Below are 25984 nucleotides of genomic sequence, written 5' to 3'. Positions count from 1 at the left end.
TTGATTGACCGTAGGTTAAGTCAAAAAGTTTTAAGAGTAGAACCCAATGAACAATACAATGAACAATAAAAATGAATACGTTTCTCAGCAAATAATTGAAGACGCGTGTGAATGGGCCATTATGCATGGCGTCGCGTTCCGTCAAGCGGACAACACCGCTCGTCATTGCCCATTTAGCCTTGCGCCAACCACGATGGAGCGCGAGGTGTATCAGCACCTACTGACCGTCACACCATTGATCGCTAAATTGATTAGCGGGGTTTCAGAAGATCACGACTTTCTACAAGCATCGCTCAGTGATATGGCGAAAGCTGATCCGTTTTTTGGCAGCTTAATGATGCTTCATCAACAGGCTCATGGTGATAAAAATACGCGTAATGGCGAGCACCAAGCGCCGGCGCGTCAACCCTTGCTACTTATGCGAACCGATTTTATGGATGATCGCGAGCAAGGGGCTAAAGTGATTGAGTTTAATGGTATCGCCGCGGGCATGGGGCCCTTTGGTCAGCGCGCGACCCAATTGCATCAATACATGAGTGAGCAATGGGGCAGCGTTTACCAGCAATGGCTCGAAGACCCGTTAAGCAAACAAGCCGATAACGTTGGATTAGAGCAACTGGCGTTGGGCATTACGGCTTCGGCGCAAGCGATTAAAACCCAATACGCGGAGGCGGGTAAGCCGACGTTTTTGATGGTGGTACAAAAGAACGAAGACAATGTGTATGACCAGCATTTATTGGAAGTAGAGCTGCAAAAGCAAGGTGTGCGCACTGTACGTCGTACGTTTGAACAGCTTAGCAAGCAGTTGTCTACGGGAGAGGAGCAGCGTCTGCTTTTAGACGGCGTGGGCGGCATTGATGTGGTGTATTTACGCGCCGGTTATCAATACAGCGATTACTATGCCCCAGAGCTTAATGAAGCGGAGTGCTGTTATACCCTCAGCCAGATTCGTGTGTTTATTGAAAAGCATAACGTCGCCGTGAACGCGACGATCAGTCAGCAATTAGCGACCAGTAAATCGATGCAAATGATGCTCACCATGATGGATGCAAAAGAGTATCTGCGATGGGGTTTAACGTTGGATGAAGCCAATTTAGTCAAAAGTGTTCTGGCGGAAATGAAGCCGGTGAGTGCTGACGTTATCGAATGGTTTTCCACCTCAGCAAACAAAGATCAGTGGGTATTGAAAAACCAGGGTGAAGGCGGCGGTCATTGCATTTTTGGTGATGATATTGCTGAAAAGTTGGCGGAATTAAAGCCTGAAGAATATGACGCTTGGGCGTTGATGCAGCGTTTATACCCGCATGAGCGTGATGTGCCAACGGTCGCCGTTCGTGATAGTCAGCAAACGTTAGTGAGCGATTTGGTGAGTGAGATTGGTTTATTTACCGCGCACTATCAAGGTCAGCCAGTGACGGAACTGAATGGCTATGCGGGTTATCTCATCCGCAGTAAACCAGCCAGTGAAAACGAAGGTGGCATCCACAGTGGGCAAGGCATTCTCGATTCATTAACCCTGATTGATTAGTGAATCAATTCAACCTTAAATGGTAAAAAACCGAGTGAAGCGGCAGTGCTTACTCGGTTTTTTTATGCAAAATAGAATGGTTAGCGAGACATTAATTGGCAAGCATCGGCGATCTTTTTGCCACAATATACGCACGTAAGTGGTCATAAGTGAGGTTGAATACGAAAGCATAAATCGTAATGAATATGGTGACACCAATATCCATGACGAAGGCTTCCCAAAGACCGACCTTGAGAATAAATGCCATCACAGGGACGGTGAAAAACAGCAAGCCTGCTTCAAATAACAGCACGTGGTTAATGCGTGTTTTTAACGTGCGTTTTTCTTTTTGTCCCGGCACAAATTTATCAAATACCCAATTGAAGACAACGTTCCATATCATCGCAATGGTTGCCACAACTATCATTGTTCCTGATAGATGATGAATGTTGTGATCCGTAAAAATAGCCAAGCCAATGATCGATAAAGATACGGCTAAGACTTCAAAAGTAATCGCGTGAAAGATACGTTCTAATCGCCCCACAAAGTGTCCCCATTAAATGTTGTTGTTTCTAAAGAGGGGCTGATTATGCCGATTTATAATTAGAACAAAAGTTAACAGCTATCACACTTCGTGATACCTTCAAGATGGCGATATTTATTGGGGGGCGCTATGTACAGTTTTGAACAACTGAGGATCTTCGTCACAGTATGTGAATGCGGTTCATTTTCTGCGGCGGCACGTAAGTTAAAGCGTGCTCAATCGGGGGTCAGTCAATCAGTGGCCAATCTAGAATTGGCGATCAACCAAGACCTCTTCACGCGGGACAAAAACATTCCGCGTTTAACTGCCAACGGCCACGCTTTGTTGCCGATCGCTAAATCGATTCTTAACCAGCAGCAGTACTTTGATCAGAAGGTCGAGTCGTTAGATAAAAGCATTGAAAATGAATTGGTTATCGCCATTGATGAGTGTTTGGTTACCGACAGTTTATTGGATGTATTGTCGCGGATGGCTGAGCAATTTCCGATTACGCATTTCGATGTCATGACCGCTTCTACCTTTGATGTCGAAGAGTTGGTGCGCAGCAATAAAGCCCATGTCGGGATTATTTTTGCAGACGGTGAATTAAGAGAAGACATGGATTTCTTCACGCTTGGACAAACCCGATTTCTCAACGTTATTTCGCCAGAACACCCACTTGCACAATTGAAAGAAGTGCGAGATTCCGATTTAAAAACGCATCGTCAAATCGTGCACCGCAGCGCAACGCATAAAGAATTGTGGTTTAGTTATGGAATAAGCTCTAAATTTTGGTACGCCAACAGCCATCAAATGCTGGCGAAGTTAGCGTGCAGAGGCATTGGTTGGGCGTTAATTCCTGATGAAATGGCGCTTCCATTGATTGCACAAGGCCAGTTGATGCAGCTGCCTGTCGCGCATGAGAAAGATGGTTGGCTGACGATTACGGGGTGTTTAGTGTCACGAAGCCATGCCCATGGGCCGGTCTTAGAAAGTTTGCTTGGCGCTCTGCAAAACGATTTTGCTGGCCGTTTGTAACCGAAAAACGTTCCACAAAGCGCCAGTCTTTAGAGGAACGTTTAATGGTTTTGTTTCACTGTTGTGTAACGGCGTTCTGCTCTTTTCAGCGCTGTGACTGACGCCGCAGCACTGATATTGCAGCATGGCAAATAAACTTACTTAATCACGCCACACACCACTCGCGCGCCACCGCCACCTAATGGGGCGGGGTGATCGGAGTGATTATCGCCACCGGCGTGAATCATCAACGCACGACCGCTTAAATCGGCGAGCTTAATTCGAGGCGCTAATTCTGGTTGAGTGGCGGTGCCATCCTCAGCGACATAAAGGGCGGGTAGATCACCGAGGTGGTTATCCTCGGTCCATGGCAAGCCATGTTTGCCCGTTTCTGCTGGGTCGTAATGGCCGCCCGCAGCGCCGCCCAATACTGTTTTGCCCTCTTTTTCTACGCTGTCACACGATGGATTAGTGTGAACATGGAATCCGTGCACACCCGCGGTTAGCCCCTTTAATTGCGGGGTAAATACGGTGCCGTATTCACTCTCACTAATGACGACCGTTCCGGCAGAATCGCCACTATTCAAATCAATCATTTCCACGCGAAGTTCGTCAGCGATAGCCAGTGATGACACGCCACAAAGCGCAGCAAGTAATAGAGTGTATTTCATGGGATGAATGTCCTTATTGAGTCAGTAGAAGCATGACGTTGGAATGGATAAGTATGGTGAAGAAATGCACAACTGCTGTGAAATAGGGTGTTTTTCATGGTGAGAGGTTCGAGTGAGAGACACCGGTCACTGTGTAAATGAAAAATGCTTGAAATAATCATTGACCTGTCTATAGCTCTACAGTTTACGATAGGCTCAAATGACAAGCGCATAATCAAGCGATTGGGGTGAGAAGGAGAACGCTGTGTATCGAATATCAGAGTTAGGTGAGCGGGTTGGGCTTTCTCGCACCACGCTACTTTACTATGAGAAGCTGGGCCTGATTTGTGGTGAACGCTCAAACAATGGCTATCGCCTATACAGCGATATGGACGTACAACGTTTAAGGTTGGTCCAGCAACTGCAAAGTGGTGGCCTTACCCTGAAAGAATGTAAAGCGTGCTTGGAAGTCAAAATTGAACGTCAGTTGCTCTCTGAAAGATTGGCTCAATTGGATGAAGACATCGCGCAGAAGCAGCAGTCACGAGATCTATTGGCCGCATTATTGGGTGAAAGATCACTCAATGATTGGCATGAAATGCTCGATAAAGTCGCGCCAGATGCGCACATTGATTGGTTAATCAAACAAGGTTTTAGTGAAACCGATGCACAACGATTACGGTGGTTATCTAAAGATATGAATACCCATGAGGTTTACATGGCTGACTTTTATCGCGTGTTTGATGCGCTTGAAAGGCGCGGCCCGGGCAGTGAGTTTGATAGCCTTACCGCATTGCAAAAAGTCCCGTTTAAAGCGAAGCATATTTTAGAGGTTGGCTGCGGGCTTGGTATTGCCACTCGAGTTCTTGCCCAGCAGTGTGACGCAGAAATTATTGCGATTGATAACGATGCTGATGCCATTTCAGAATTGCAGACCACGCATCAAGCCTATGCGGATAAGGTTCGCTTTGAATGTGCGAGTATGACGGATTTACCCTATGCGACTCAGTCGTTTGATCTTATTTGGTCAGAAGGCAGTGCGTACATCATGGGGGTGAACAATGCCTTTAAACAATGGTTGCCCTTTTTGAGTGACGGTGGCGTTATGGTGTTAAGCGATCTTGTTTGGGCAACCGACAGCCCTAGTGCCGATAATCAAGCGTTTTGGTCGAGTGAATACCCTGATATGACCACGGTTGAGGCGCGCATCGCGCAGGCTAAAGCAGCGGGTTATCAGTTAATCGATTCTTTTCCTATCACCGATGCGGCATGGGAAGCCTACTATCAACCATTAGCCACACAAGTTGCGTCGTTAAAAGAGCAGATGTCAGGCTCACAAGCCATAAAAGACATCGAACGAGAAATTAAGGCTTATCGGCAGCGTAATGGCGAGTTCGATTACCAAATGTTTATTTTACAAAAGGCGTAGTTCGCCTTTTTATAAAGAAGTGAAAAAAAATGCAATTCTCAATTTTAGATTTATCGAAGCAAGCGCAAATTCAAGCGCTATTCCAAAATACGTTCACTGACTCTGAAGGCGTTGATGAAGGCGTGATGATTGGTGACTTAGCCAACCAAATCGTTGCAACGACCGACAGCGAAGAAATGGTCATTGTCGGTGCTAGCAAAGACGAAACGCTGCTGGGCTGTGTGATCTTTACTAAGTTCCACTTCCAATCCAACACCACCAATGCTTACTTACTTTCGCCTGCGGCGATTGCGACGGCAACACAAGGTCAAGGTGTGGGGCAAAAGCTGATTCAATTTGGTTTAGACACGCTAAAGCAACAAGGTGTGGAGTTGGTGCTGACTTACGGTGACCCACGTTTTTACGGCAAAGTCGGTTTTGTTCAAATTATGGAAGAACAGGTAAAAGCGCCTTTGGTATTGAGCTATCCGCATGGTTGGTTAGGCCAAAAACTAGATGGTAGCGAGTTGGTTGCCATTGAGAGCGAAACGCTGTGTGCTTCGGCTTTGAATGATCAAAAGTACTGGTAATCTGATCACTTGATTCGTCAGGGATGATGGAAACCGAAGGCGCTCATTTGAGCGCCTTTATTGGATCGGTGGTTGGTTATTATAATTGGCCTCAATGGCTTATCTAAAATTAAACAGCTCGTAGTGAAAATGGCTCAACTGAAAGCGCTTCGCTTTTAGTTGGCGTTTTAGCGCGTCACCAAATCCTAATGGTCCACAAAACCAAATGCTGTGCTTTGACAGTTCCTCTGGCGTAGAGCCAATATCATCAACGGTAAAAAGCGTTTGCCGTTGATTGTCAATCAGATGAAAGTCGACTCCCGCGTCGCACGCCGCGCGCCGCGATTTTGAGCGGTTGCAAGGTAACCTAACGTCAAGCGAGGTAAAGCTGTGTAAAGGCCGAGGGGAACCGAATGATGTGTTTTGTTTCTTAACAACAGTTTTTTGAGAAAAAACGACAGTCTTGGTCGGCAAATTGCGGATAGGGATAAGATGAATTGGATTTCGTCGCGTGGTGCGCTCATTCCATTTAGTGACCTAAATCTGATTATGGCCGGTCGCTGGTGTGTTTTCTGCTCAGTTTGCTTCATTTGCCGCACTCAATGCCAATATGGCATATCAAAATGTTTATTTTCTGATCGTACTTTGTTGCGTTTTTAGTGGTGTTCACGCTGACGGCTGATCGATAAATTACGTCGTACTTTCCAATTAACACCACTATTACATGTTTAACTATGTAATTTATCACTAACGTGTACGGATCACAGTTCCAGCCTTGTTCAGCCGATTTGCGAGGCATTGGGTCTTACCATCTCTTCATCGATTCAGCTTAACCCTACACATAACGAATTACGCTTACGTAATAAAAAACAGAAAAAGGATTGATGAAGATGAAAAAAGTCTTATTTAAAGTGGCAGCATTAACGCTTGCCCTTGCTGCAACGGGTGTCCATGCCAAAGATTATGAAATCGTCAACGTTGTCAAAGTGTCTGGTATTCCGTGGTTCAACCAAATGAACAAAGGGATTGAACAGGCGGCAACGGATTTTGGTGTTGATGCTCGCCAGCTTGGCCCTTCAACTCCCGATCCTGCTCAACAAGTTAAAATTATTGAAGACTTAATTGCCAAGGGTGTCGATGCGATTACGGTCGTACCTAACGACGTAACAGTACTTGAGCCTGTGTTTAAGAAAGCCCGTGAGAAAGGCATTATCGTGTTGACTCACGAATCACCTGATGGCCATGGTGCCGATTGGGACATCGAAACTATCGATAACCAAGCGTACGCAAAAGCCACCATGGATGAACTGGCGAAAAACATGAGTGAAAAAGGCGGTTACGCCATTTACGTTGGTTCACTGACAGTTCCGCTGCACAACAACTGGGCAAACTTGGCGATTGATTACCAAAAACAAACCTACCCAGACATGTATGAAGTGACTAGCCGTATGCCCGTCGCTGAGAGTATTGACCAATCCTACGCGGCGACGAACGATTTGATGAAAGCGCACCCTGATATGGCCGGTATCATTTCTTACGGCTCTCTGGGCGGAATTGGTGCGGGTGAAGCCATTAAGAAAAAACGCGCTAAAGATAAGATCAGCGTGGTTGGCATCTTAATGCCAAGCCAAGCCGCACCTTACTTAATGCGCGGTGAAATCGACAAAGGTTACTTATGGAATCCTGCCGATGCCGGTTATGCAATGGTGGCGGTCGCGAAGCAGATGCTGGATGGCAAAGCTGTCACAGAAGGCGTGACCGTTGAAGGGCTTGGAGAGGCTGAAATCGACACTGAAAAACGTGTTGTGAAATTCAACAAGATCTTAGAAGTCGACAAAACCAACGCGCGTCAACTTGGTTTCTAGTCGCCTAGTTTTTCGTTAACGAGCGCTCTCGCTAACGGAGTGTCTAAACGTTCGCTAACGTTGGGCTCGAACAAAAGTCATAACTTCGGGGCAGTGCAATGCTGCCCCCAGATTTCTGGAAATTCTTATGTCTGGTACTCCTTTTATTACCCTCAAGCAGGTGTCAAAACACTTTGGCTCTGTTAAAGCTTTGGATGGTATCAATCTCACTTTTAATCAAGGCGAAGTGCACTGTTTAGCGGGCAAAAATGGCTGCGGAAAGAGCACGCTGTTTAAAGTGATTTCCGGCGTACATGCGCCAGAAAAAGGCGCTGAGATCCTGCTTGGGGGCAAAAGTTACCCACGCTTAAATCCGCAACAATCAATTGAGCACGGCATTCAAGTTATCTATCAAGATTTATCGCTATTCCCTAACCTGACTGTGGCAGAAAACATCGCTATTCAAGACCATGTTCAGTGGACAAAAGGGCTGGTTCAGCAAAAGCGCATTGAAGATATTGCCATTAAAGCGATGGCAAAAGTAGGCGTGACATTGCCGTTGAATAAGCGTGTAGAGCAACTTTCGATTGCAGAATGTCAGCTGGTGGCGATTTGCCGTGCCATGGCCTCTGATGCCAAATTAATGATCATGGATGAGCCGACGGCGTCATTGACGCGTACCGAAGTTAACCACCTGATTAACGTGGTGGCCGATCTGAAATCAAAAGGCGTCACCGTGGTGTTTGTGAGCCACAAACTTGATGAAGTGATGGAGATCTCAGATCGCATTACCGTTATTCGTGATGGCCGCACCATTGGGACTTATCAAGCCGATGATGTGGACAGCGATGAGTTGGCATTTTTAATGACGGGTCAACGCTTTGAATTTTCGCCTCTCGCACCTTACCAAGCGCAAGGTGATGTAAAACTTGAGGTAAAAAAACTCACGAGAAAAGGTCAGTTTAACGACGTGTCGCTGTCGGTTCGTGCTGGCGAAATCTTGTCTATTACGGGTCTACTGGGTGCTGGCCGTACCGAGCTTTGCATGGCGTTATTTGGTATGACCCAGCCTGATAGTGGCGAGATTCTGATTAATGGCAAAGCCACCACATTTGCCTCAAACCGCGATGCAATTGCACAAGGTATCGGCTACGTATCGGAAGACCGCATGTCGACAGGGCTGGTGATGGAGCAGGCGATTCAAGACAACATTACTGCGTCGGTTCTTAAACGGCTAACGAAGCCATCGGGCATGTTGGATCACTTAAAAGCCAATAAATTGGTGAGCACGTTGATCAATTCGTTAGCGATTAAAGTTGCGGATCCAAAGCTCCCCGTGACGAGCCTGTCAGGCGGTAATGCACAGCGTATCTCGATAGCGAAATGGATTGCGGCCGAGCCAGAGGTATTGATCCTCGACTCGCCAACGGTGGGCGTCGACGTCGCCAACAAAGAAGCGATCTACAACATCGCCAAAGATCTGGCGGCAAATGGCATGGCGATCATCATGATCAGTGATGAGATCCCCGAAGTGTTTTACAACAGTCACCGCGTGATGGTGATGAAAGAAGGACGTTTCACTCATGACTTCCTACCCGCAGACTGCTCAGAGCAAGACATTATGGAGGCCGTTAATGCTTAATCAATACAAAGGCTTGTTGGCTTCGTTTAGTCAGCGTCACGAGTTTTATCTTTCTGTGATGATCGTTGTGATTGTCGCGGTGCTTACTGCGACCTCTGAAGACTTCCTGACGCTTGGTAATCTTTTCGATATGTCGATCAGCTCAGCGCTGCTTGGCATCATGGCATGCGGTTTATTTGTGGTCTTGATTGCGGGAGGGATTGATATTTCCTTCCCTGCAACCGCGGCGATTGCGCAGTATGTGGCGGCGACGTACATCCTGAGTATTGGCGGTAATTTTATGATTGCCTTTGGTATTGCGGCTTTGGTTGGCATGCTGTTGGGCATGATCAATGCGACATTGGTTTATAAGCTCAAAGTACCGGCGATCATCATTACCATTTCAACGCTTAACTTGTTCTTCGGCTTGTTGATTTACTTTAGCAACGGCGAATGGTTATACGGCTTCCCAGATTGGTTTATGAATGGCGTTGAGCTGTTCAGATTCACCGGCAGTGATGGTTATGACTATGGTCTGTCACTCCCAATCTTGACCCTGATTGCCATGATTGCGTTAACCTCGTTCTTAATGTCGAAAACACGCTTAGGTCGTCAGATTTACGCCGTGGGCGGTAATGCAGATGCGGCAAGCCGTATTGGCATCAATCTGTTTGGTATTAACTTGTTTGTTTACGGTTACATGGGCGCGTTGGCAGGTATTGCCTCGGTCGTGCAAACACAGATTACTCAGTCGGTCGCGCCGAACTCGCTAATGGGGTTTGAGTTAACGGTCTTGGCCGCGGTGGTATTGGGTGGCACGAGCATGACAGGGGGCAAAGGCACCTTGTTTGGTGTGATTCTTGGTGTGATTTTGTTGGCGGTTGTGAAAAATGGCTTAACGCTGTTGGGCGTGCCTTCTTACTGGCACACCGTTGTGACCGGTTTAATCATTGTTTGCAGTATCAGCATGACTGCGTTTAACGAGAAAAAACAAGTCGCGCAGGGGGCATAATGGAACAGGTTCTAAATAGTTTAAAACTGCCAACGGATAAGAACATTCGTTATTTGTTGGTCATCTTAGTGGGTATTTTGGCGGTGATGGGCTTTACTAGCGGCCAATCATTTTTCTCTCTTGGTAATTTACAGTCGATGTCATCACAAATGCCGCTGCTTGGTCTATTAGCTTTGGCTATGGCAGTGTGCATGCTGACCGGCGGGATTAACCTCTCGATCATTGCCACAACCAACGCGTGTGGTTTGGTGATGGCAAGCATCATTACGCAAGCCCCTGACAGCTCGGCAATGTTGGTGTTAGCCCTCGCGGGTGGCTTAGTGACCGCAGTGGTGATTGGCCTGCTTAATGGCGCGTTAATCGCTTATGTCGGCGTTTCGCCTATCCTTGCGACGCTTGGCATGATGACATTGATCAACGGCCTTAACGTGTTGATGTCGGGCGGCAGTGTGATCTCCGGTTTCCCTGAAGCGCTCTTAGTGTTGGGTAACGGTTCGCTAATGGGCATTCCAATGCCGCTTATCTTGTTTGTTGGTTTTGCGATTGGTCTGTGGGCGCTGCTTGAGCATACCAGCCTAGGTCGCACTATCTATTTAATGGGCTCGAATGAAAAAGCCACGCGCTTTTCAGGCATTAACACGCAAAAAACGACCCTGTATGTGTACGCCATCTCCTCGATTTTGTGTTGGGCGGCAGCGATTGTGATGATGGCAAAATTCAACTCAGCCAAGGCGGGTTACGGTGAGTCTTACTTACTGATTGCTATCTTAGCATCGGTACTGGGTGGCATTAATCCAGATGGTGGCTTTGGCCGAATCATCGGTATTGGCCTTGCGCTTATCGTACTGCAAACACTGGAAAGCGGACTTAACTTGCTTGGCGTGAGTAGCTATCTCACCATGGCCCTATGGGGCGGCATTTTGATTCTATTTATCTTCTTACAAAAAAATAAGGCTTAACGGAGAAGAACATGAGTATTTATTTTATCGGTGTTGATGTTGGCAGTGGCAGCGCTCGAGCGGGCGTATTTGATGCTCACGGACGTAAAGTGGGCGAAGCCAAGCGTGATACCCAAATGTTTAAACCTCAAGCGAACTTCGTTGAGCAATCTTCCGACAATATCTGGCAGTGCGTGTGCCTTGCGGTAAAAGACGCAGTATCGCAAGCCAATATTGACCCAATTCAAGTTAAAGGCATTGGTTTTGATGCGACGTGTTCGCTGGTGGTCTTGGATAAAAAGGGCCAACCATTAACCGTGAGCCCAACGGGGCGCAGTGAACAGAACATCGTGATGTGGATGGATCACCGCGCGATGATGCAAGCGGACCGCATTAATAAAACTGAGCACCCAGTGCTTGCGTATGTTGGCAACCGAATCTCGCCTGAAATGCAAACGCCAAAACTATTGTGGCTTAAGCAGAATATGCCTAATACATGGTCAAAAGCTGGGTACTTCTTTGATTTACCTGACTTCTTAACCTGGAAAGCCACCTTTGATGCAAGCCGTTCTTTGTGCTCGACCGTCTGCAAGTGGACCTATCTTGGTCATGAAAACAAATGGGATAAGAGCTTTTTTGAGCTGATTGGTTTGGACGATTTGCTTGAAAATAACGCGCAATTGATTGGTGATCGTATTCTACCAATGGGACAACCCGTTGGGGATGGCTTAACCGTTCATGCGGCGGATGATCTAGGCTTGATGCCAGGAACGGCCGTGGGGACATCCATTATTGATGCGCACGCAGGCGGCATTGGCGTGTTGGGTGCCGCAGGGATGACGGGTGAAAAAGCCGATTTCAATAAGCGTTTAGCGTTAATTGGCGGCACGTCTTCTTGCCATATGGCAGCGTCAAAAACTGCGCGCTTTATCGACGGTGTTTGGGGGGCATATTACGGTGCGATGATCCCAGGATATTGGTTGAACGAAGGTGGCCAGTCAGCCACGGGCGCTTTGATTGACCACATCATCACGTCACATCCACTTTATGAGAGTGCCAAAGAGCAGGCAAATAAACTGGGTCAAACGATCTATCAATTGTTGAATGATCGCTTGTTAGAGTTAGCCGGAAGCAAAGAAGACATCGCCTTTTTGACGAAGGATATCCATGTCTTGCCATACTTCCACGGCAATCGCTCACCCCGCGCTAACGCCCACTTAACCGGTACGATTACGGGCCTGAAAATGTCGAAAACCCTCAATGATATGGCGTTGCAATACCTCGCGACACTACAAGGCATTGCATTGGGTACGCGTCATATTATTGAAGTGATGAACGATGCAGGTTATGAGATTGATACCATTATGGCGTGCGGTGGAGGCACCAAAAATAGTGTTTTCTTACAAGAGCATGCCAACGCAACGGGGTGTATGATTTTATTGCCGGAAGAGAGTGAAGCGGTACTATTGGGCTCAGCCATGCTAGGTTCGGTGGCGGCGGATTTCTACAGTGATATTCCCGACGCGATGAATGCCATGAGCCGCATCAGCAAGAGCGTGATGCCACAAACTGAGAAGATCAAACTTTTCTATGATGCGAAGTACAAAATCTTCCACAAGATGTACGAAGATGATTTGGAATATAAGCGTTTAATGAAAGGCTTCTAATGTCTTGATTCGTTGCGGTTGCATTCACTACTCAAAACCATCAACAGAGTTTGGTGGTTTTTTTGTTTTAATGGTCGAATTGTTTTCTCCGTCATCGATGCCCTGTCTGCGCCGGGTTCTGCGCTCGGTTACCAATGCCCACTCGGACCAAATCCTGCCTATAAATAAGGCCGCTAAGCGGCCTTATTAGAGACGATGTTAAACGTCATTAATCGTCGAAGATATCATCCCAATCAATACCGTTGTCATCCTCTTCCTCAATGTCTAACTCAATCGCATCTTCACTCGAAGCTGTCACGATCGGCAGTACCTTGTAGTCTTTCGACAAGATCGTATTAACAAAAATCCAATCACATTTGATTTCGTCATGGGTGAAAGAAACCGCCATGAATCCGCGATCAACAATGTTGGCCCATTGCAGATCTTTAATCACTTCTGGGAATAGTTTTTGTAGCTCACGCATTAACACAGGAGGCAGTGGTACGTAGTGATCGATACCCGGTGAACAAACAGAAGCCGCCGCAAACTCAATGCCACACACGGAGTTGTTTTTATTCACCAACTCACCAGCCCATGCGTTGTGGGTATCACCTGCAAAGCTCACAAACGATTTGCCATATTGGTTCATTTTGTTGTAAACCCAATCGCGATCATTTGGGTAGCCGTCCCATGCATCCAAGTTATATGGTGAAGTGAGGTAGCTAGGGTTACGAGCGGCATCAAGCACCAAATTGCCATCATAAGGCGTGCGTGTGCGGTGGGCTTCTTTCGCTCCGAGCAGTGCCAGTAGCAAGTTGAACGGTAAGTCCATTTTGGTCATTAGCACTTGTTGGCCCAATGCGGTCCAGCGCGTATCGTGGTTGCGAAGTTCTTTTGCTATCCACTGCTTCTGCTTGCTGCCTAATAGTTGATGCTCTGGTGCATACAGGTCTTTTTGCAGTTGGGCATAAGCCGCTTCTGGATCAGCCACACTGTAGTTGCTGTAATCCAATTGCTCGGTTCGTGCGGTGACACGAGTATCTAACATCAATAGATGCAACAGATTGCCAAACACAAAGCTACGGTATATCTCGCCTTCGGCAACCATGTTGTCGCGGATAGGCAGCCATTCATGGAATGCTTGAATCGCAGCCGCTCGACGTTCAACAAACTCGCCCTCTTGCTCTTGGTGGTTTAGAGCGCCATCTTTCCAAGTGTTGTCTGCGATTTCATGGTCATCCCAAATATGGATGAATGGCATGCTTGCATGCAGCTTTTGCAAGTCGGCATCTGAATGGTATTGCGCATATCGCTTGCGGTAGTCGCCTAGCGTAATACATTCATGGGCTGGCATTGGCACACGGTCAAGTTCAATCGCATTTTCACTCGCGTATTCACCCATGCCATATTCATAAATATAGTCACCGATATGCAGCAGGGCATCAAACTGACGTTTCACATGCTGGCGGTTAATTTCTTGGTAAACATTGAAATAACCCGCAGGGTGATTGGCACACGTCGCAATGGCCAAATTCACCTCTTTAACGTTTCTTACCGGCAGCGTTTTTGTTTTACCCACGGTGGATTTGATAAAACCCACAGAGAAACGGTAAAAATAGCGTTTATTTGGCAGCAGGTTTTTAGCATCAATTTTGACGATAAAGTCTTTATCTTCATCGGCAGTTGCGAAGCCCGAAGCGTAGCTGCGCGTGAAGTCGTTGTTGGTGGCGATTTCCCATTTTACTTCCACCTGTTTTAACTCAAGTGAAGCGTCAGGGACAAAACGAGACCAAAGAATGACGCGATCCGAAAGAGGGTCACCACTTGCGACACCGTGCGTAAAGCTACCGTTGATCAGGCTCTCGTCCGTTTGAGAGGCCGACACATTGCGGATTGAGGTATCGGTCTTTGCAAGTGCGGTGGTAATAACGCCCGCACCAGAACCAATGGTAAGGCAACGAATAAAGTTTCGTCTCTTCATATATATCGCTCATTCAAATGATAATTAAACGCGCGCAGTATTTAAGAAAAGATACGTTCTATCAATGTAATTAATGTCAGTCTTTTTACGTGATTTGAGCTGTTTTTAAACGCAATTGTTAGGGTTTGGTGGTTTATGCATAACATTCAAAAAACTTTAACAAAGTTAGGAGTGGAAAGCGGTGAAATAACGGACGATGATGTCCGGTTGAGGGATTTTTAGCCAAGAAGAGGTTGAATTTCATTCATACGAAAAACTCCGCGTATTTAGAGCCAACTCATAATAATGGAAGGGGCTTAATGAGTATTGACTGATTATTCAACGAATTATGGAGAGGATCACATTGATAAATTGAAAATAAGGTAATTTGACTGACTCACAATGACATGAAAAATATTCAGGGGATCGGTCAATGAGTTTTTGGAAAGTGTTGGGTGGCGCAGCCATTGGTGTTGGTGCAATTGCGGCTGCACCATTTACAGGTGGTGGCTCAGTTGTCGGAGCCGCAACATTATTAGGTTCACTCACGGGGGCGGGGGCAATCGCCGCAGGTGCTGGTGCAACGGGGGCTGCCGCCGGTGCAGCCTGGGGAAAATATGAGAAAAAGAAACAAACTAAAGCGGATGACGATCTAAAGCAAAGCGTTCGCCAAGAGGAATCGGCGAAGTATGCAGCCGAAGTCGATAAATTAAAGCAGCAACTCGCAGAAATGATGAAAGACATTGCCTCTCGTGAGCAATTTGTGGTGACCGCGTTTGCTTTAGGTATTTGTTGTGCCAATGCGGATGGTCATATTTGTGAAAGTGAAATGGAAGAGTTGGATATATTAGTCAGCGGGATTGGGACAAGTGATAAGTTTTCAAAAACAACAAAAGCGCAAATTGCCGCAATGAAAATAAACCCACCTAATCTAGATACCGTTTGGGCGTTAATAAAACAGCACGGTTTTGATGATGCAGAGCATCTGAATGTGTTTAGTACCATTGTTGACATGATGGTCTTAGCTGACGACAAGACGACTGATTGTGAAAAAGTGTTCGTAAAAACCTGGAATTCACTTGCCGCATAAGGAAATACGATGACCACTACGGACAAACATAAAGCGCGCATGAATAAAATTCGTCAACGGAAGAAAACGCAGCATCTGAAACCGTTGGCCAACGAGAATGAAAAACGACAATTTCTTTCAGGTCAGGTCGATAATGATTTTATTTCAGAAAATAATGTCGCTCAGGCTTATGCCGCACGTATTGAAGCATTTGACGTTTCTGTTCCGAGAGAGGATGCATTGAGGTTGCTTGACAGCATCAGTGTAGGAGGAGCCAATGCGGTTGATACGATTCTAGAACCCGTCTTTTTAAGCTTATTTGATGGGACAATGCGAGCATTCAAAATAGGCACAAAACAAGGCATTACCGCTTCTCGTTTATACAATGAATGTCGAATGTTTGATTACGACAAGCCGCCCTCATCATCCATGTTGGACAGTTATACCGAACATCTCAATGAGCGGGATAATATTCAGAATTTTGCCAAACAGTCAGAATATAAAAGTGGCACGATGACGCGCAATGGAGAATCGATAGCTATTCGCGATACGGGAAAAAACGGCAAGATGACGGCCGCAAGAGACGCGCATTTTGGCAGTGAATTGACCACGAAAGCCGCGGACGCTTATGGTGGTGACCAAGCGATTTATCAGTATAAAAGACAGGCGAAGAGCGAAGGTTTGGGCTCGCAACATGGCGAGGTTGATCATGTCGTGCCATGTGCTGAAATCTGTAAAAACCTAAAGCAAAATAAAGCGCTCAATATCGACGATATTAAAGAGATTGTTAACATTGATCAGAATTTAGCCCTTACGAGTAAAGAGAATAACGCGGGTAAAACTTTTGGTAAATACGCTAAAAATCGAGAGGAGTTACAACAAGAAATCGACCAAGGTTATGTTGAGGACTCGAAAGGCCAGCATGCGTTAAGTGAAGAGAAGAAACAGATCCGAAAAAATATGGTTGAACGCATGGATGAGAGTCAAGCCAAGCTTGATAAAGCGACAAACAAAAAAGCGCTCAATAATATTGCAACCGATAGGCGGGTTCAGAAAACACTCGCCAACGACGCAAAGAATGCAGCGGCGAACCAATCGATTGGCGATGTCATTCTTTTTATGATCAAACCACTCTATTTTGAATTGCATGATTGTTTTGTGAATGGGATCGAACGCGGCGTGAACTGCAGTACGTTCAAATCTGCGCTAACGACCCGTTTGGGCAGAATGAAAAAACATGTTCTGCTACAAGCCGGAGATACGCTGAAAGGCGGTGTGTTTAACTTCTTTAAAAACTTTCTATCGATGTTATTAGAAGGGATCGTTAACTGCTTTGTTGGCATTTTCAAACAAGTCGCAAGAATGGTGAAAGAAGGGTTTAAAATCTTGTTGCAGATAGCGCCGGTGCTAAAAGATGCGAATAAAACACCCGCAGAAAAAGGCGATGCGATCTTGAAACTAATCGCCACCTCAGCCTCGATCTTTGCGAGCATTGGTATTGAAGCTTGGTTAAATAGTCTTGGATTAGGAGAGCCTTGGTCAATCATTGTGGCTTCCATTTTGAGCGCAGTCGTTACGGCCTTAACGCTCTTCCTTCTGGATAAAATGGATCTGTTCGGTATTAATAAAGAGTTGAAAGCCCAGCGTGTCGATGAGGTTTTGGCACTAAAGGTGGAAGAATCCAAACAAGAGATGTTTGCTTCCATTGCGTTATTAAACTAACTCGATAATGGCCATGTGAGCGTGTTCTCCTCAACGAATCCGCCAATATCACCGCTCTTTTCTATCAAAGCCACCTGCATTGCGGGTGGCTTTTTTACGACAAAATGCCGAGAAGCCAACCTCATCGCCCGTCTCTTTCGCGATAAGAAAGAGAGGAAATGTTGAGTCAAATACCACGTCATCTTTATCCTGATTTCACAGCATAAAATAAGCACGACATCTATACTTTGGTCAATAGTAAGCCCTTAGGGAGAAGTGAGATGTTCAAAAATATTAGCATGGCTATGATCGCTGTCTTTTCATTCATGGTGATGAGCGGTTGCTCCTCCCCAAATCCATACGGGGATGCTTATGGTTCTGGCGATACTCGTAGCATTCAGCAAGTTTACTATGGCACGGTCGTGAAAGCCGAACCGGTAACGATTGACGCATCGGATCAAACCAACGTGATTGGTACCATTGCAGGGGCGGCCATTGGTGGGATTCTTGGCTCGAAAGTGGGGGGCGGTTCGGGCTCGGATATCGCGGCCATTGGTGGTGGGTTATTGGGCGGATACGCAGGGAGTGAAGCGGCTGGGGCTGCAGGCAAGCGCAACGGCGTGAATTTAACGCTTAAGCTAGAAGATGGCCAGACGATCGCCATTGTGCAAGAGGCAAACCCCAATATGATTTTCCAACCAGGCCAAGCGGTTCAAGTTAATGTGGATGGCAGTACCGCTAGGGTAGTACCGCGTTAATGATGTCATTACACGGCGTTTAAGTTGATGTTTTAAGCGTTTTATTTGTCGTCAATACGCTCGGAAATGGCAGCACTATTAACGTTAAAGGTGCGCAATCTAGAGAATATATTGAAGACTATACCCGTCCTACTTGAAGTTGCAGCGGTGTTGACTGGCACTCTCAAACCTCATCACATAGCGCACCTATGCTCAGAGGCTTTGTTCGCTTGTCGCCTACCTGCATCTTCAAGTTGTTTGGGTATAAATTAGATCGTCATATCTTCATTTTTAATCGAGCCCTTACTCTTATGTAAGGGCTTTTTTTATGATGAATCGTGGTGGTATTAGTCTCTAAATGAAGCATTCTTCTATTTTTTAGCCCTATTTTAAATTCAGACCTCAGACAATCCCCAGCCTAACCGACCAAGAAAAAATCAATAAAAAATCAACACGATATCGTGGAAAACAAGATCGATTGAATAGAGTAGAGCCATTTTCTTTTTGGCATGAAGGTATTTTCTCAAATATACACACTTGCACGAATGTGCATGTGTGTATATGATTCGCATCCTTCTTACTTTCTGAGTGTCAAATTTTGGATCCGAAATTAGTTATTGCGTTAAATGAGTTCTTCTACGTTGCGAAAGGTTTGGTGGTGATCATTGCGATTGTGTCGGTTATTACTGGCATCATGCGTGAGTACATCCCTCAAGATAAACTGCAAGCAACACTCACCAAACATGACAAGTGGGGCACCCTGCTTGGGGCGCTATTTGGCATGCTAACGCCGTTCTGTAGTGCGGCTGTTGTGCCCGTCACCATGGCAATGGCGTCAATGGGCGCCTCGTTGGGTACGGTGATGAGTTTTATCATTTCAGCACCGTTGTGTAATTTCATCGTATTGGCGATGATTTACGCCGCGTTTGGCCTGAAAATTACCGTGGTCTATTTCTTAATCACGTTTATCGCAGCCGTTCTGGGCGGTTGGTTAATCTCTAAATCGCCGTGGCGAAATGAGATTAAGCGTGGTGATGAATTGGAAGACACCAAAGCAAAAGGTTGCAGCAGCAATAGCAGCAACACTTGCGATGGCACACCATCATCAGCATCAAGAATGCGTAATGCAATGAATGGGGCATTCTCGTTGTTTAAGCGAATCATCCCATATGTATTATTAGGTGCGGCGATCAGTGGATTCTCTGCCGCTTACTTGCCAGCAGACTTGGTTGAGAAATACGTTGGTGGCGATAGCTTCCAATCGATCGTCATTGCATCATTGATTGGTATTCCTCTTTACCTGCGTATTGAAATGGCTATTCCACTATTAAATGTGTTAATTGCCAAAGGGATGGGTATGGGCGCGGCACTTGCGCTAATTATTGGTGGTACGGGTGCCAGTTTGCCTGAAATCGCGCTAGTATCGGCAGTTCTAAAAAGAAAAGCAGTGATAGCGTTTGTTGGAATTGTGTTGTCTACCGCCATTATTGGTGGGGCAATCTTCCAATACGTTGTATAACCGTTTACGCCGCCCTGTTTTGGGTGGCGTTCTTTGTTTAAAGGTCATGAGTTAAAAGGTAATCGCCATGATGGATGAGAAGTATATTGATGCACTAAAAGCGTTGTCAGAACCGAATCGCCTAAGACTGTTTTGGCTGTTTCTTCATGTTGATGAATGCATTGCCGTTGCGGAAGCAATGGATATTATTGGAGACACGCAATACAACGTCTCTCGCAATCTTAAAATGCTCTATCGTGCGGGATTACTGAATCACCAGAAACAAGGTAAATGGGTGTTCTATACCTTGAGAGAGCAAGGGGAACCTCACTGCAAAGCGCTGGTTGACTCGGTTCGCTTCTTGCCCAAAGATGAATTTAAAGACGTGACCAAGCGATGTTTACAGCGCTTATCATTAAGAGTAGATGGTCAGTGTGTTATTGGTGCTGACAGCGATGTTTGGCAACAAAAATTGAATGAGTGAGGCTTGCGATGAAAACGCTGACCCAATTAGAACTCAACGTTATTCTTGATCAGCACAAACGTTGGCTGGCGAATCAAGGCGGCAGTCGCGCAGTATTAAGCCACACTGATTTGCGTCACCTTGACCTGAGTGGTGTTGATTTGCGTCGAGCCAATTTAATTCGCGCTAACCTGAGTGGCGCGCAACTCTCGTACGCAGACATGAGTGATGCCGACGTGACATACGCCAACTTTCATCGGGCGACGCTCAATAACGCAAGGTTTAGAGACGCAGACCTGCGCAACGCTGATATGAGTGAAGCCAAAATGCTGAATGTGGATTTCTATCGCGCAGACTTGTATCGCACCAATTTCACCGATGCCCAACTCAGTGAAGGCGCGTTTGAAAAACCTCTTATTAGCGACACCATTATTACCTTACGAGATGCTAGCCAGCCGCAGTGCGTTCGTACGTAGACATTTCAACAATGATAATAATTGAGAGAAAACATGACTAAAATTGAATTTACGATGGGTGATCTTGATGATCAGCAACAGCGGCAATTGAGTGCGGGTTTTGAATCTCACAGTCAAGCTCAAGACGCCCCTGAATATAATAAACAGCGCTTAAGTTGGACAGTGCAAGATGAGGGAGGCAACCTGATTGCTGCGCTCACCGCAGATTTGTTGTGGCAGTGGCTCTATATTGATGAGCTTTGGGTTGATGATCGTTACCGTGGTACAGGCATGGGTAAACAACTCATGGCGCAGGCAGAAGCCTACGCGAAAGAGCAGCAGTTATCTGGCCTGTGGTTGTGGACACAAAGCTGGCAGGCTCCGCTTTTCTACCAGAGTTTGGGCTTTGAAGAGTTTACGCGCTTTGATGATTTTCCCTCCGGTCATAGCCGCATAGGCCTACGTAAACGTGTGAGTGAATGCCCACATTCTGCTTGATGTTGCCGCGGTGTTGGCTGGCGCTTCCAGCCTCATCACTTAGCGCATCGATGCCCAAGGCTTCGTTGCTCACGCGCTTTGTTGGTGATGGTACCGTTCGCTTGTGCATCTCAGCCACAACTTACTCTAGTAAGTCCCACCCGTGTGGATAATGATGCCCACGACCATGGCGACATACATTAAAAAACCCAAGCAGTTGCCGACCCAAATAGTTGGGTTCTTGTGATAGACACCATAAATCGTCCAGAGCAGCGCGATAAACGAATAGAGCAACCAAGTGGTGAGTGATAAGCCTAACGCATGCTCACTGTGCGAGAAGTACAGTTTATAGAGTTGCGGCATAGTGGCGATTGGGCTGATTAACCCCATAACAAGCATCAGCGGCTCTAGCGCCTTTCCGATTCGTTCGATGAGCGGCATTGGTTATCCTTTTCCTTACCCAGTTAGACTGAAAGTATAGTGATAAATTAAGACGTTAGTCATTCCATTGCCGAAGAGGGCTTGGCTTTTATTAGGGTGAGCAATAAAGGTGTCGACTTGTGTCCTGAGATTCACGCCTGCGGGGGATCGAGGACGCACAGTGGCAGTTTCTCCTGATGCAAACCGTCCCTGCTCACACCCGATTGGATTGCGGTATTTGCATTCGCTTTTTATGGTTATAATGCCTTGTGGTACAAACGATAAAATTATAAATCCTCGCGGCCTTTGCCACCGAGACTCCCCATTTTAATGAAAAGACTTACTATGAATTTTGATATCAATGCACTGAGACATCACCAACTGGTCGAAGACGGTCAACTTGAGGGCTGTTACATTCATCAGCCTGTACAGGGTAGCCTGCAAGACGATGAAGCGGTTTTGGCAGAGTGCCGAGCGCTAGAAAAAATGGGCTACAAGGTCGTACAGGTTCAAGCGAAAGGCGGCACAACAACGTTTGCCGAAGCCATGCAAAAGCTTGCGAAGAAAACCGGACATTTACCGAAAGAATAACCAGATATTTCACCTCCGGTGAAAATGTATTCTATTTAAGTGTGGCAGGCTCTAGGGAGGGGGAATTTATGTCGTTCGTTAGTGCCTGCGTTGTTCACAAAATTAAATTGAATAGCATGCTGTTATTTTTGTTTAATATATAATCCACAATTTGCAATGCAATAAGTGGAGTATATATGGACTTTATCGAACGCCTCCAAGCGCTTTCTAAAAAGGTATCGCAAGTATCAGATAACTTAGCAACGGAAGAAGCGACAAAAAACGCTTTAGTGATGCCATTCCTACATTCAGTATTAGGCTATGACGTGTTTGACCCGAATGAAGTGGTCCCCGAGTTTACAGCTGACACCGGAACTAAAAAAGGTGAGAAAGTTGACTATGCACTGATAAAAGATGGTGCAGTTCAAATATTGATAGAGTGTAAAAAGTACAGTGAGTCGCTGTCTACTAAGCATGCAAATCAGCTTTTCCGTTATTTTTCTGTCACTAATGCACGAATCGCAATTCTGACTAATGGTGCTCAATATCAGTTTTATACGGATCTAGATGCTCCAAATAAGATGGATGAAAAACCTTTCTTAACACTAGATCTTGAAGAGTTGGATGAGCACGTTGTCCCCGAAATCAAAAAGCTAACGAAGTCGTCATTTGATGTCGATTCGGTTGTTGATGCCGCTGGTGAGTTGAAATACCTCAATCAAATAAAGAAAGTACTATCAGAACAGTTTAAAGAACCGGAGGAAGATTTTGTTAAATTCTTTACCTCTAGGGTGTATGACGGTGTGCAAACGACGAAGGTTAAATCACAGTTTTTAGAGATTACAACAAAAGCCCTGAAACAATTTCTAAATGATAGTATCAATGCTCGCCTCAAATCAGCGATTGGTGGCGATGTGAAAGACTCAGTGAAAATAGATGTTCCTGAAGTTTCAGAAGGAATTATCGAGGAAGTTTCTGATAAACCTAAAGTAGATACGACTGATGAAGAGATCGAAGGTTTTAACATTGTTAAAGCGATCCTAAGACAAAAAATCGAAGTTCAGCGAGTTCACTCAAGAGACACTCAAAGCTATTTTGGTATCTTGCTTGATGACAATAATCGTAAGCCGATCTGCCGATTGTGGTTTAATACCAAACAAAAATATATCGGTATCTTTGATGAGTCGAAAACAGAAGTCCGTCATGCGATAGATAGTGTTGATGGTATATTTAATTTCTCGGAACAATTGCAGAATACATTATCTTTGTACGAATAAATGGCTTAATAAATAAGGATTAAGCGTAGCGCAGTCAACGTTTAATCCTGATCAACGCCAAAGCCTTCTCTTTATCGTCAATTGCGCGATCGTGTTTGGTGAGTTTGTGTCTTTTCTCAAAGCGAATAGAAGGGCGCTTAACCGCTTCGCAGGCCGCAACGGCATCATTCAGGTCGTTTTTGATTTGGTTCGATACGGGAGCACGTCATTAACGGCCATCATCCCCCCAGTTTGTAGAGTATTCTCGCTCAATAATGCGCCTCACCGCACGCTTGTGTGCCTATACGCATGAGTGGCATCTTTGCTATCGTAGTCAGCAGTTTATACCCGTCCTACTTGACGTTGTCGCGGTGTTGATTGGCACTTTCAAGCCTTATCGTATAGCGCTATGCCCAAAGGCTTCGTTCGGTGGTTTTATATTTTTAGGGATAGGTTTTGGAAGGCGTAGACGTTAAATCATTCATGAATAAAAAACTCATAGTACTAAAATCTCTGGCGGCTTTGATGGGCTTGCTTTTGATGCTATTTGCTATGTATGGTTATTTTATTGAGTTTGTTCCCAATGATCTTACGAATAAAATAGCGAAAGGCTTAGCCGTGGTGCTAACGGTGGTTATTTTTGGCTTCGGCTTTAAAGTCGTTACGGCAAAGATGATGTCTAAACGAAAGAGTTTGCAGTTTATTGAGTTGGTGTTTCGACTGTTTCTTATCGGATATACGCTGCATATTTGTTTCGCCTATGCGATTCCAGGCTTACATGCTCGTATTTTTGGTAAAATTTATGCCCATGTGCAAATAGTCCAGCCTAGAGCAAATTATGCGTCGAGAGAGTGTGATTTTGTTATAGAGAATAAATATTTAGATCCGACATTGCATGGTTACATATGCATTAGTGAAAATAGTTATAATACAAAAGATCAAGTCTACATATTGACGGGTTTTCAAACCTCCTTGGGTTTCTATGTAAAGCATGCAATACCGAATTCAATATTCAAGCAAATAAATCAAAGCATATTACAAGAGCGCGAAAGTTCAGAATGAGTGATGTTTCAGGTTTAAATGTGCCTAACGTTTACAACGATATAACGTATATAAATATCTAACGTATGCCAATACAATAAAGCCAGTCCTAGTGACTGGCTTTATTGTATTGGCTGAGTACTCGAAAAATAGTCTTTAACGCCAACCCAAGATTCGGTTGGTCAGTCATTCTACTCTCTCAAATGGGCCTATTTATCAGCCAGTAATTTTGCGGCGGAACGCATCAGAGCAGGGCCTTTGTTCTCACCAAAACCAGAATGGTATGGGTTGGTTGAGAACATCACACCAACAAAATCACGTGCAGGATCGATATAGATAAATTGGCCAAGGTTACCGCTTTTCGACATCGCCCCATCGTTGAAGATAAAGTCGAATTGATATGCGTTGTAGTCCGCTTTTTCGTTGTACGCATGCAGTGAGCTGTTTTCTTTGCTCGTACCGACAAATGCTTTTGGATCACCGCTATTGCGAATGCGATCAATCACGGCTTGAGAAATCACGGGCTCATCTGCCACCGCTTTCCAGCTCGGTGTGAACAGAGTGCCCCAGCGAGCCATATCTTCAACCGTTGATGATACCAAACCCACAGCGATAGCCATGCCATCCGGTGTTAGGTTGAACTGCATTGGCTGACGAGCATGCACTTTTGACCAAACACGTTCCTCGAACACTTCGGTCCAAGTTTTGTTTTCAATGTTCTCCACTAGCTTGGTCAAAACCATCGTGTTGATAGACGCATAACGGAAATGGTCGCCTGCTTTTTCGCCCTCTAGTTTCTGAGCGCCTTTGGCGACATTCATCCAAGTTTCCATTTCCCCTGTTTTTGCCCTTGGAGAGTTAAACGAAGCCGCAAAGAAACGCACAACGTCAGAGTCTGGGTTCAAGATAGACTCCAATGTCTCTTCGTTATCTAACGCTGTCGACATGTTCAAAACTTGATGCACGGTGATACCTTGCCAGTTGGTTCCTTTAAGCTCGGCGACATAATCAGTAATGTCTTTTTCGGGGTCGACTTTACCTTCTTCCACTAACATCGCAACCACAGTACCCACGGTCGTTTTTGCTGTTGATGCCCAAACGTGCGTATCGGTAGGGCTCATGCCTGGATATGCTTCATAAACGATCTCGCCTTTGTGAATCAACATGAAGCCTTGAGTTCTAAACTGTTCATCCGCGAGGTAATCTTCCATGGTCATCTCACCTTTGCTCTTCGTATTCACGGTCAAATGAGCAAGGCGTGCATCAATGTTTTTCACTAATGGTTTGTAGTCAGGGTTTGGCGCGGCAAAAGCGGTCGGTAAAAATTCACCCATGTGCATGTTGTAGTAAACACTGTGGTCCCCGCCCATTTGCCAATGAAAGTTATTAAAATTCTCTCGAGCCGAATTTACGAATGCAGGCGTAAAGGATTGGTGAGCGTCTTTCACCGTGAGCGTAACCTGAGCGCCTTCCACTTTAAGTGCGGCGTCGACTGGGTTGTTCGCCACCGATTCTGATGCGATGGAAAAGGACGATGCAGTAACGAGCGAGACGAGTGCCGAGACAAGTTTGAGTTTCATAAATATTCTCCTGTTTGGTTGG

General features: G+C 45.7%; 24 protein-coding genes and 1 pseudogene. 19 read left to right on the top strand and 6 right to left on the bottom strand.

Annotated features, from left to right (window positions below; all coding sequences use genetic code 11):
- Positions 1-58 precede the first annotated feature (58 nt).
- Entirely contained in the window at positions 59-1528 is a 1470-nt protein-coding gene (locus OJ16_RS16295; RefSeq protein WP_040992297.1) for a glutathione synthase, read from the top strand.
- A gap of 91 nt (positions 1529-1619) precedes the next feature.
- Here OJ16_RS16295 and OJ16_RS16290 read toward each other — a convergent pair whose 3' ends face one another.
- Entirely contained in the window at positions 1620-2051 is a 432-nt protein-coding gene (locus OJ16_RS16290) for a PACE efflux transporter (RefSeq protein ID WP_040992296.1), read from the bottom strand.
- Between the two features lie 129 nt (positions 2052-2180).
- Here OJ16_RS16290 and OJ16_RS16285 point away from each other — a divergent pair, with 129 nt between their 5' ends.
- Positions 2181-3068 (top strand): LysR family transcriptional regulator, encoded by an 888-nt coding sequence (locus OJ16_RS16285; protein ID WP_040992295.1) that lies wholly within the window; start codon positions 2181-2183, stop codon positions 3066-3068.
- A 137-nt stretch (positions 3069-3205) separates the two neighbouring features.
- Here OJ16_RS16285 and sodC read toward each other — a convergent pair whose 3' ends face one another.
- Complete coding sequence (sodC, locus tag OJ16_RS16280) at positions 3206-3718, bottom strand: superoxide dismutase family protein (protein WP_040992294.1); 513 nt, start codon at positions 3716-3718, stop codon at positions 3206-3208.
- 244 nt (positions 3719-3962) lie between these two features.
- On the opposite strand from sodC, the gene OJ16_RS16275 reads away from it, so the two are divergent.
- From OJ16_RS16275 to OJ16_RS16240, 7 genes are all read left to right on the top strand, one after another.
- The gene (locus OJ16_RS16275; protein WP_040992293.1) at positions 3963-5126 is read left to right on the top strand and encodes a MerR family transcriptional regulator; all 1164 of its coding nucleotides are present in this window, start codon (positions 3963-3965) and stop codon (positions 5124-5126) included.
- Between the two features lie 29 nt (positions 5127-5155).
- A complete protein-coding gene (locus tag OJ16_RS16270) occupies positions 5156-5695 on the top strand; it encodes a GNAT family N-acetyltransferase (protein WP_040992292.1) in 540 nt (179 codons plus the stop codon).
- Positions 5696-6564: 869 nt separating this feature from the next.
- A complete protein-coding gene (locus tag OJ16_RS16260; RefSeq protein ID WP_040992290.1) occupies positions 6565-7539 on the top strand; it encodes an autoinducer 2 ABC transporter substrate-binding protein in 975 nt (324 codons plus the stop codon).
- 127 nt (positions 7540-7666) lie between these two features.
- Positions 7667-9160 carry a sugar ABC transporter ATP-binding protein gene (locus OJ16_RS16255; RefSeq protein ID WP_040992289.1) on the top strand — a complete coding sequence of 498 codons (1494 nt, stop codon included), beginning with the start codon at positions 7667-7669 and terminating at the stop codon, positions 9158-9160.
- Positions 9153-10151 (top strand): ABC transporter permease, encoded by a 999-nt coding sequence (locus tag OJ16_RS16250; protein ID WP_040992288.1) that lies wholly within the window; start codon positions 9153-9155, stop codon positions 10149-10151. Before OJ16_RS16255 ends, OJ16_RS16250 begins: the two co-directional genes overlap by 8 nt.
- On the top strand, positions 10151-11110 hold the full coding sequence (locus OJ16_RS16245) for an ABC transporter permease (RefSeq protein ID WP_040992287.1): 960 nt from the start codon (positions 10151-10153) through the stop codon (positions 11108-11110). Before OJ16_RS16250 ends, OJ16_RS16245 begins: the two co-directional genes overlap by 1 nt.
- Before the next feature lie 11 nt (positions 11111-11121).
- Entirely contained in the window at positions 11122-12756 is a 1635-nt protein-coding gene (locus OJ16_RS16240; RefSeq protein ID WP_040992286.1) for an FGGY-family carbohydrate kinase, read from the top strand.
- A 208-nt stretch (positions 12757-12964) separates the two neighbouring features.
- On the opposite strand, the gene OJ16_RS16235 is transcribed toward OJ16_RS16240, so the two are convergent.
- On the bottom strand, positions 12965-14716 hold the full coding sequence (locus tag OJ16_RS16235) for an alkaline phosphatase D family protein (protein WP_052810385.1): 1752 nt from the start codon (positions 14714-14716) through the stop codon (positions 12965-12967).
- Positions 14717-15128: 412 nt separating this feature from the next.
- On the opposite strand from OJ16_RS16235, the gene OJ16_RS20000 reads away from it, so the two are divergent.
- From OJ16_RS20000 to OJ16_RS16200, 7 genes are all read left to right on the top strand, one after another.
- Positions 15129-15785, top strand: coding sequence for a DUF533 domain-containing protein (locus OJ16_RS20000; RefSeq protein WP_052810386.1), 657 nt, complete (start codon positions 15129-15131; stop codon positions 15783-15785).
- A 9-nt stretch (positions 15786-15794) separates the two neighbouring features.
- Entirely contained in the window at positions 15795-17486 is a 1692-nt protein-coding gene (locus tag OJ16_RS16225) for a hypothetical protein (protein WP_040992285.1), read from the top strand.
- A 260-nt stretch (positions 17487-17746) separates the two neighbouring features.
- Entirely contained in the window at positions 17747-18223 is a 477-nt protein-coding gene (locus OJ16_RS16220; RefSeq protein ID WP_040992284.1) for an outer membrane lipoprotein, read from the top strand.
- A gap of 577 nt (positions 18224-18800) precedes the next feature.
- Entirely contained in the window at positions 18801-19721 is a 921-nt protein-coding gene (locus tag OJ16_RS16215) for a permease (RefSeq protein WP_040992283.1), read from the top strand.
- Between the two features lie 67 nt (positions 19722-19788).
- Positions 19789-20184, top strand: coding sequence for an ArsR/SmtB family transcription factor (locus OJ16_RS16210; RefSeq protein ID WP_040992282.1), 396 nt, complete (start codon positions 19789-19791; stop codon positions 20182-20184).
- Between the two features lie 8 nt (positions 20185-20192).
- The gene (locus tag OJ16_RS16205) at positions 20193-20639 is read left to right on the top strand and encodes a pentapeptide repeat-containing protein (protein ID WP_040992281.1); all 447 of its coding nucleotides are present in this window, start codon (positions 20193-20195) and stop codon (positions 20637-20639) included.
- A 33-nt stretch (positions 20640-20672) separates the two neighbouring features.
- Positions 20673-21116: a GNAT family N-acetyltransferase gene (locus OJ16_RS16200; protein WP_040992280.1), complete on the top strand. Its 444-nt coding sequence runs from the start codon at positions 20673-20675 to the stop codon at positions 21114-21116.
- Between the two features lie 126 nt (positions 21117-21242).
- Here the strand turns inward: OJ16_RS16200 and OJ16_RS16195 are convergent, their stop codons facing one another.
- Positions 21243-21536 carry a SemiSWEET transporter gene (locus tag OJ16_RS16195; RefSeq protein ID WP_040992279.1) on the bottom strand — a complete coding sequence of 98 codons (294 nt, stop codon included), beginning with the start codon at positions 21534-21536 and terminating at the stop codon, positions 21243-21245.
- 324 nt (positions 21537-21860) lie between these two features.
- On the opposite strand from OJ16_RS16195, the gene OJ16_RS16190 reads away from it, so the two are divergent.
- Both OJ16_RS16190 and OJ16_RS16185 read left to right on the top strand, forming a co-directional pair.
- Complete coding sequence (locus tag OJ16_RS16190; protein WP_040992278.1) at positions 21861-22106, top strand: hypothetical protein; 246 nt, start codon at positions 21861-21863, stop codon at positions 22104-22106.
- 176 nt (positions 22107-22282) lie between these two features.
- Positions 22283-23362 carry a type I restriction endonuclease gene (locus tag OJ16_RS16185; protein WP_040992277.1) on the top strand — a complete coding sequence of 360 codons (1080 nt, stop codon included), beginning with the start codon at positions 22283-22285 and terminating at the stop codon, positions 23360-23362.
- 118 nt (positions 23363-23480) lie between these two features.
- On the opposite strand, the pseudogene OJ16_RS19995 reads toward OJ16_RS16185, so the two are convergent.
- A pseudogene (locus OJ16_RS19995) lies at positions 23481-23685 on the bottom strand (IS110 family transposase); the annotation flags it as partial.
- Between the two features lie 112 nt (positions 23686-23797).
- Between OJ16_RS19995 and OJ16_RS16180 the strand changes: the two are divergent.
- On the top strand, positions 23798-24403 hold the full coding sequence (locus OJ16_RS16180; RefSeq protein ID WP_152613861.1) for a hypothetical protein: 606 nt from the start codon (positions 23798-23800) through the stop codon (positions 24401-24403).
- Between the two features lie 188 nt (positions 24404-24591).
- Here the strand turns inward: OJ16_RS16180 and OJ16_RS16175 are convergent, their stop codons facing one another.
- On the bottom strand, positions 24592-25962 hold the full coding sequence (locus OJ16_RS16175) for a serine hydrolase domain-containing protein (RefSeq protein WP_040992275.1): 1371 nt from the start codon (positions 25960-25962) through the stop codon (positions 24592-24594).
- Between the last annotated feature and the right edge of the window lie 22 nt (positions 25963-25984).

Source organism: Vibrio renipiscarius (assembly GCF_000827885.1).
Classification (GTDB): Bacteria; Pseudomonadota; Gammaproteobacteria; order Enterobacterales; family Vibrionaceae; genus Vibrio; species Vibrio renipiscarius.
The sequence above is the reverse complement of the archived record's forward strand: the minus strand, read 5'-3'. Positions and strand labels throughout refer to the sequence as shown.

What these genes read in the sequence shown, in the direction of transcription:
- OJ16_RS16190 (WP_040992278.1), top strand. Translation starts at nt 21,861, where the DNA reads ATGAATTTTGATATCAATGCACTGAGACATCACCAACTGGTCGAAGAC.
- OJ16_RS16255 (WP_040992289.1), top strand. Translation starts at nt 7,667, where the DNA reads ATGTCTGGTACTCCTTTTATTACCCTCAAGCAGGTGTCAAAACACTTT.
- OJ16_RS16210 (WP_040992282.1), top strand. Translation starts at nt 19,789, where the DNA reads ATGATGGATGAGAAGTATATTGATGCACTAAAAGCGTTGTCAGAACCG.
- OJ16_RS16285 (WP_040992295.1), top strand. Translation starts at nt 2,181, where the DNA reads ATGTACAGTTTTGAACAACTGAGGATCTTCGTCACAGTATGTGAATGC.
- OJ16_RS16175 (WP_040992275.1), bottom strand. Translation starts at nt 25,962, where the DNA reads ATGAAACTCAAACTTGTCTCGGCACTCGTCTCGCTCGTTACTGCATCG.
- OJ16_RS16260 (WP_040992290.1), top strand. Translation starts at nt 6,565, where the DNA reads ATGAAAAAAGTCTTATTTAAAGTGGCAGCATTAACGCTTGCCCTTGCT.
- OJ16_RS16185 (WP_040992277.1), top strand. Translation starts at nt 22,283, where the DNA reads ATGGACTTTATCGAACGCCTCCAAGCGCTTTCTAAAAAGGTATCGCAA.
- OJ16_RS16220 (WP_040992284.1), top strand. Translation starts at nt 17,747, where the DNA reads ATGTTCAAAAATATTAGCATGGCTATGATCGCTGTCTTTTCATTCATG.
- OJ16_RS16200 (WP_040992280.1), top strand. Translation starts at nt 20,673, where the DNA reads ATGACTAAAATTGAATTTACGATGGGTGATCTTGATGATCAGCAACAG.
- OJ16_RS16235 (WP_052810385.1), bottom strand. Translation starts at nt 14,716, where the DNA reads ATGAAGAGACGAAACTTTATTCGTTGCCTTACCATTGGTTCTGGTGCG.
- OJ16_RS16270 (WP_040992292.1), top strand. Translation starts at nt 5,156, where the DNA reads ATGCAATTCTCAATTTTAGATTTATCGAAGCAAGCGCAAATTCAAGCG.
- OJ16_RS20000 (WP_052810386.1), top strand. Translation starts at nt 15,129, where the DNA reads ATGAGTTTTTGGAAAGTGTTGGGTGGCGCAGCCATTGGTGTTGGTGCA.
- OJ16_RS16225 (WP_040992285.1), top strand. Translation starts at nt 15,795, where the DNA reads ATGACCACTACGGACAAACATAAAGCGCGCATGAATAAAATTCGTCAA.
- sodC (WP_040992294.1), bottom strand. Translation starts at nt 3,718, where the DNA reads ATGAAATACACTCTATTACTTGCTGCGCTTTGTGGCGTGTCATCACTG.
- OJ16_RS16240 (WP_040992286.1), top strand. Translation starts at nt 11,122, where the DNA reads ATGAGTATTTATTTTATCGGTGTTGATGTTGGCAGTGGCAGCGCTCGA.
- OJ16_RS16205 (WP_040992281.1), top strand. Translation starts at nt 20,193, where the DNA reads ATGAAAACGCTGACCCAATTAGAACTCAACGTTATTCTTGATCAGCAC.
- OJ16_RS16195 (WP_040992279.1), bottom strand. Translation starts at nt 21,536, where the DNA reads ATGCCGCTCATCGAACGAATCGGAAAGGCGCTAGAGCCGCTGATGCTT.
- OJ16_RS16245 (WP_040992287.1), top strand. Translation starts at nt 10,151, where the DNA reads ATGGAACAGGTTCTAAATAGTTTAAAACTGCCAACGGATAAGAACATT.
- OJ16_RS16295 (WP_040992297.1), top strand. Translation starts at nt 59, where the DNA reads ATGAACAATAAAAATGAATACGTTTCTCAGCAAATAATTGAAGACGCG.
- OJ16_RS16250 (WP_040992288.1), top strand. Translation starts at nt 9,153, where the DNA reads ATGCTTAATCAATACAAAGGCTTGTTGGCTTCGTTTAGTCAGCGTCAC.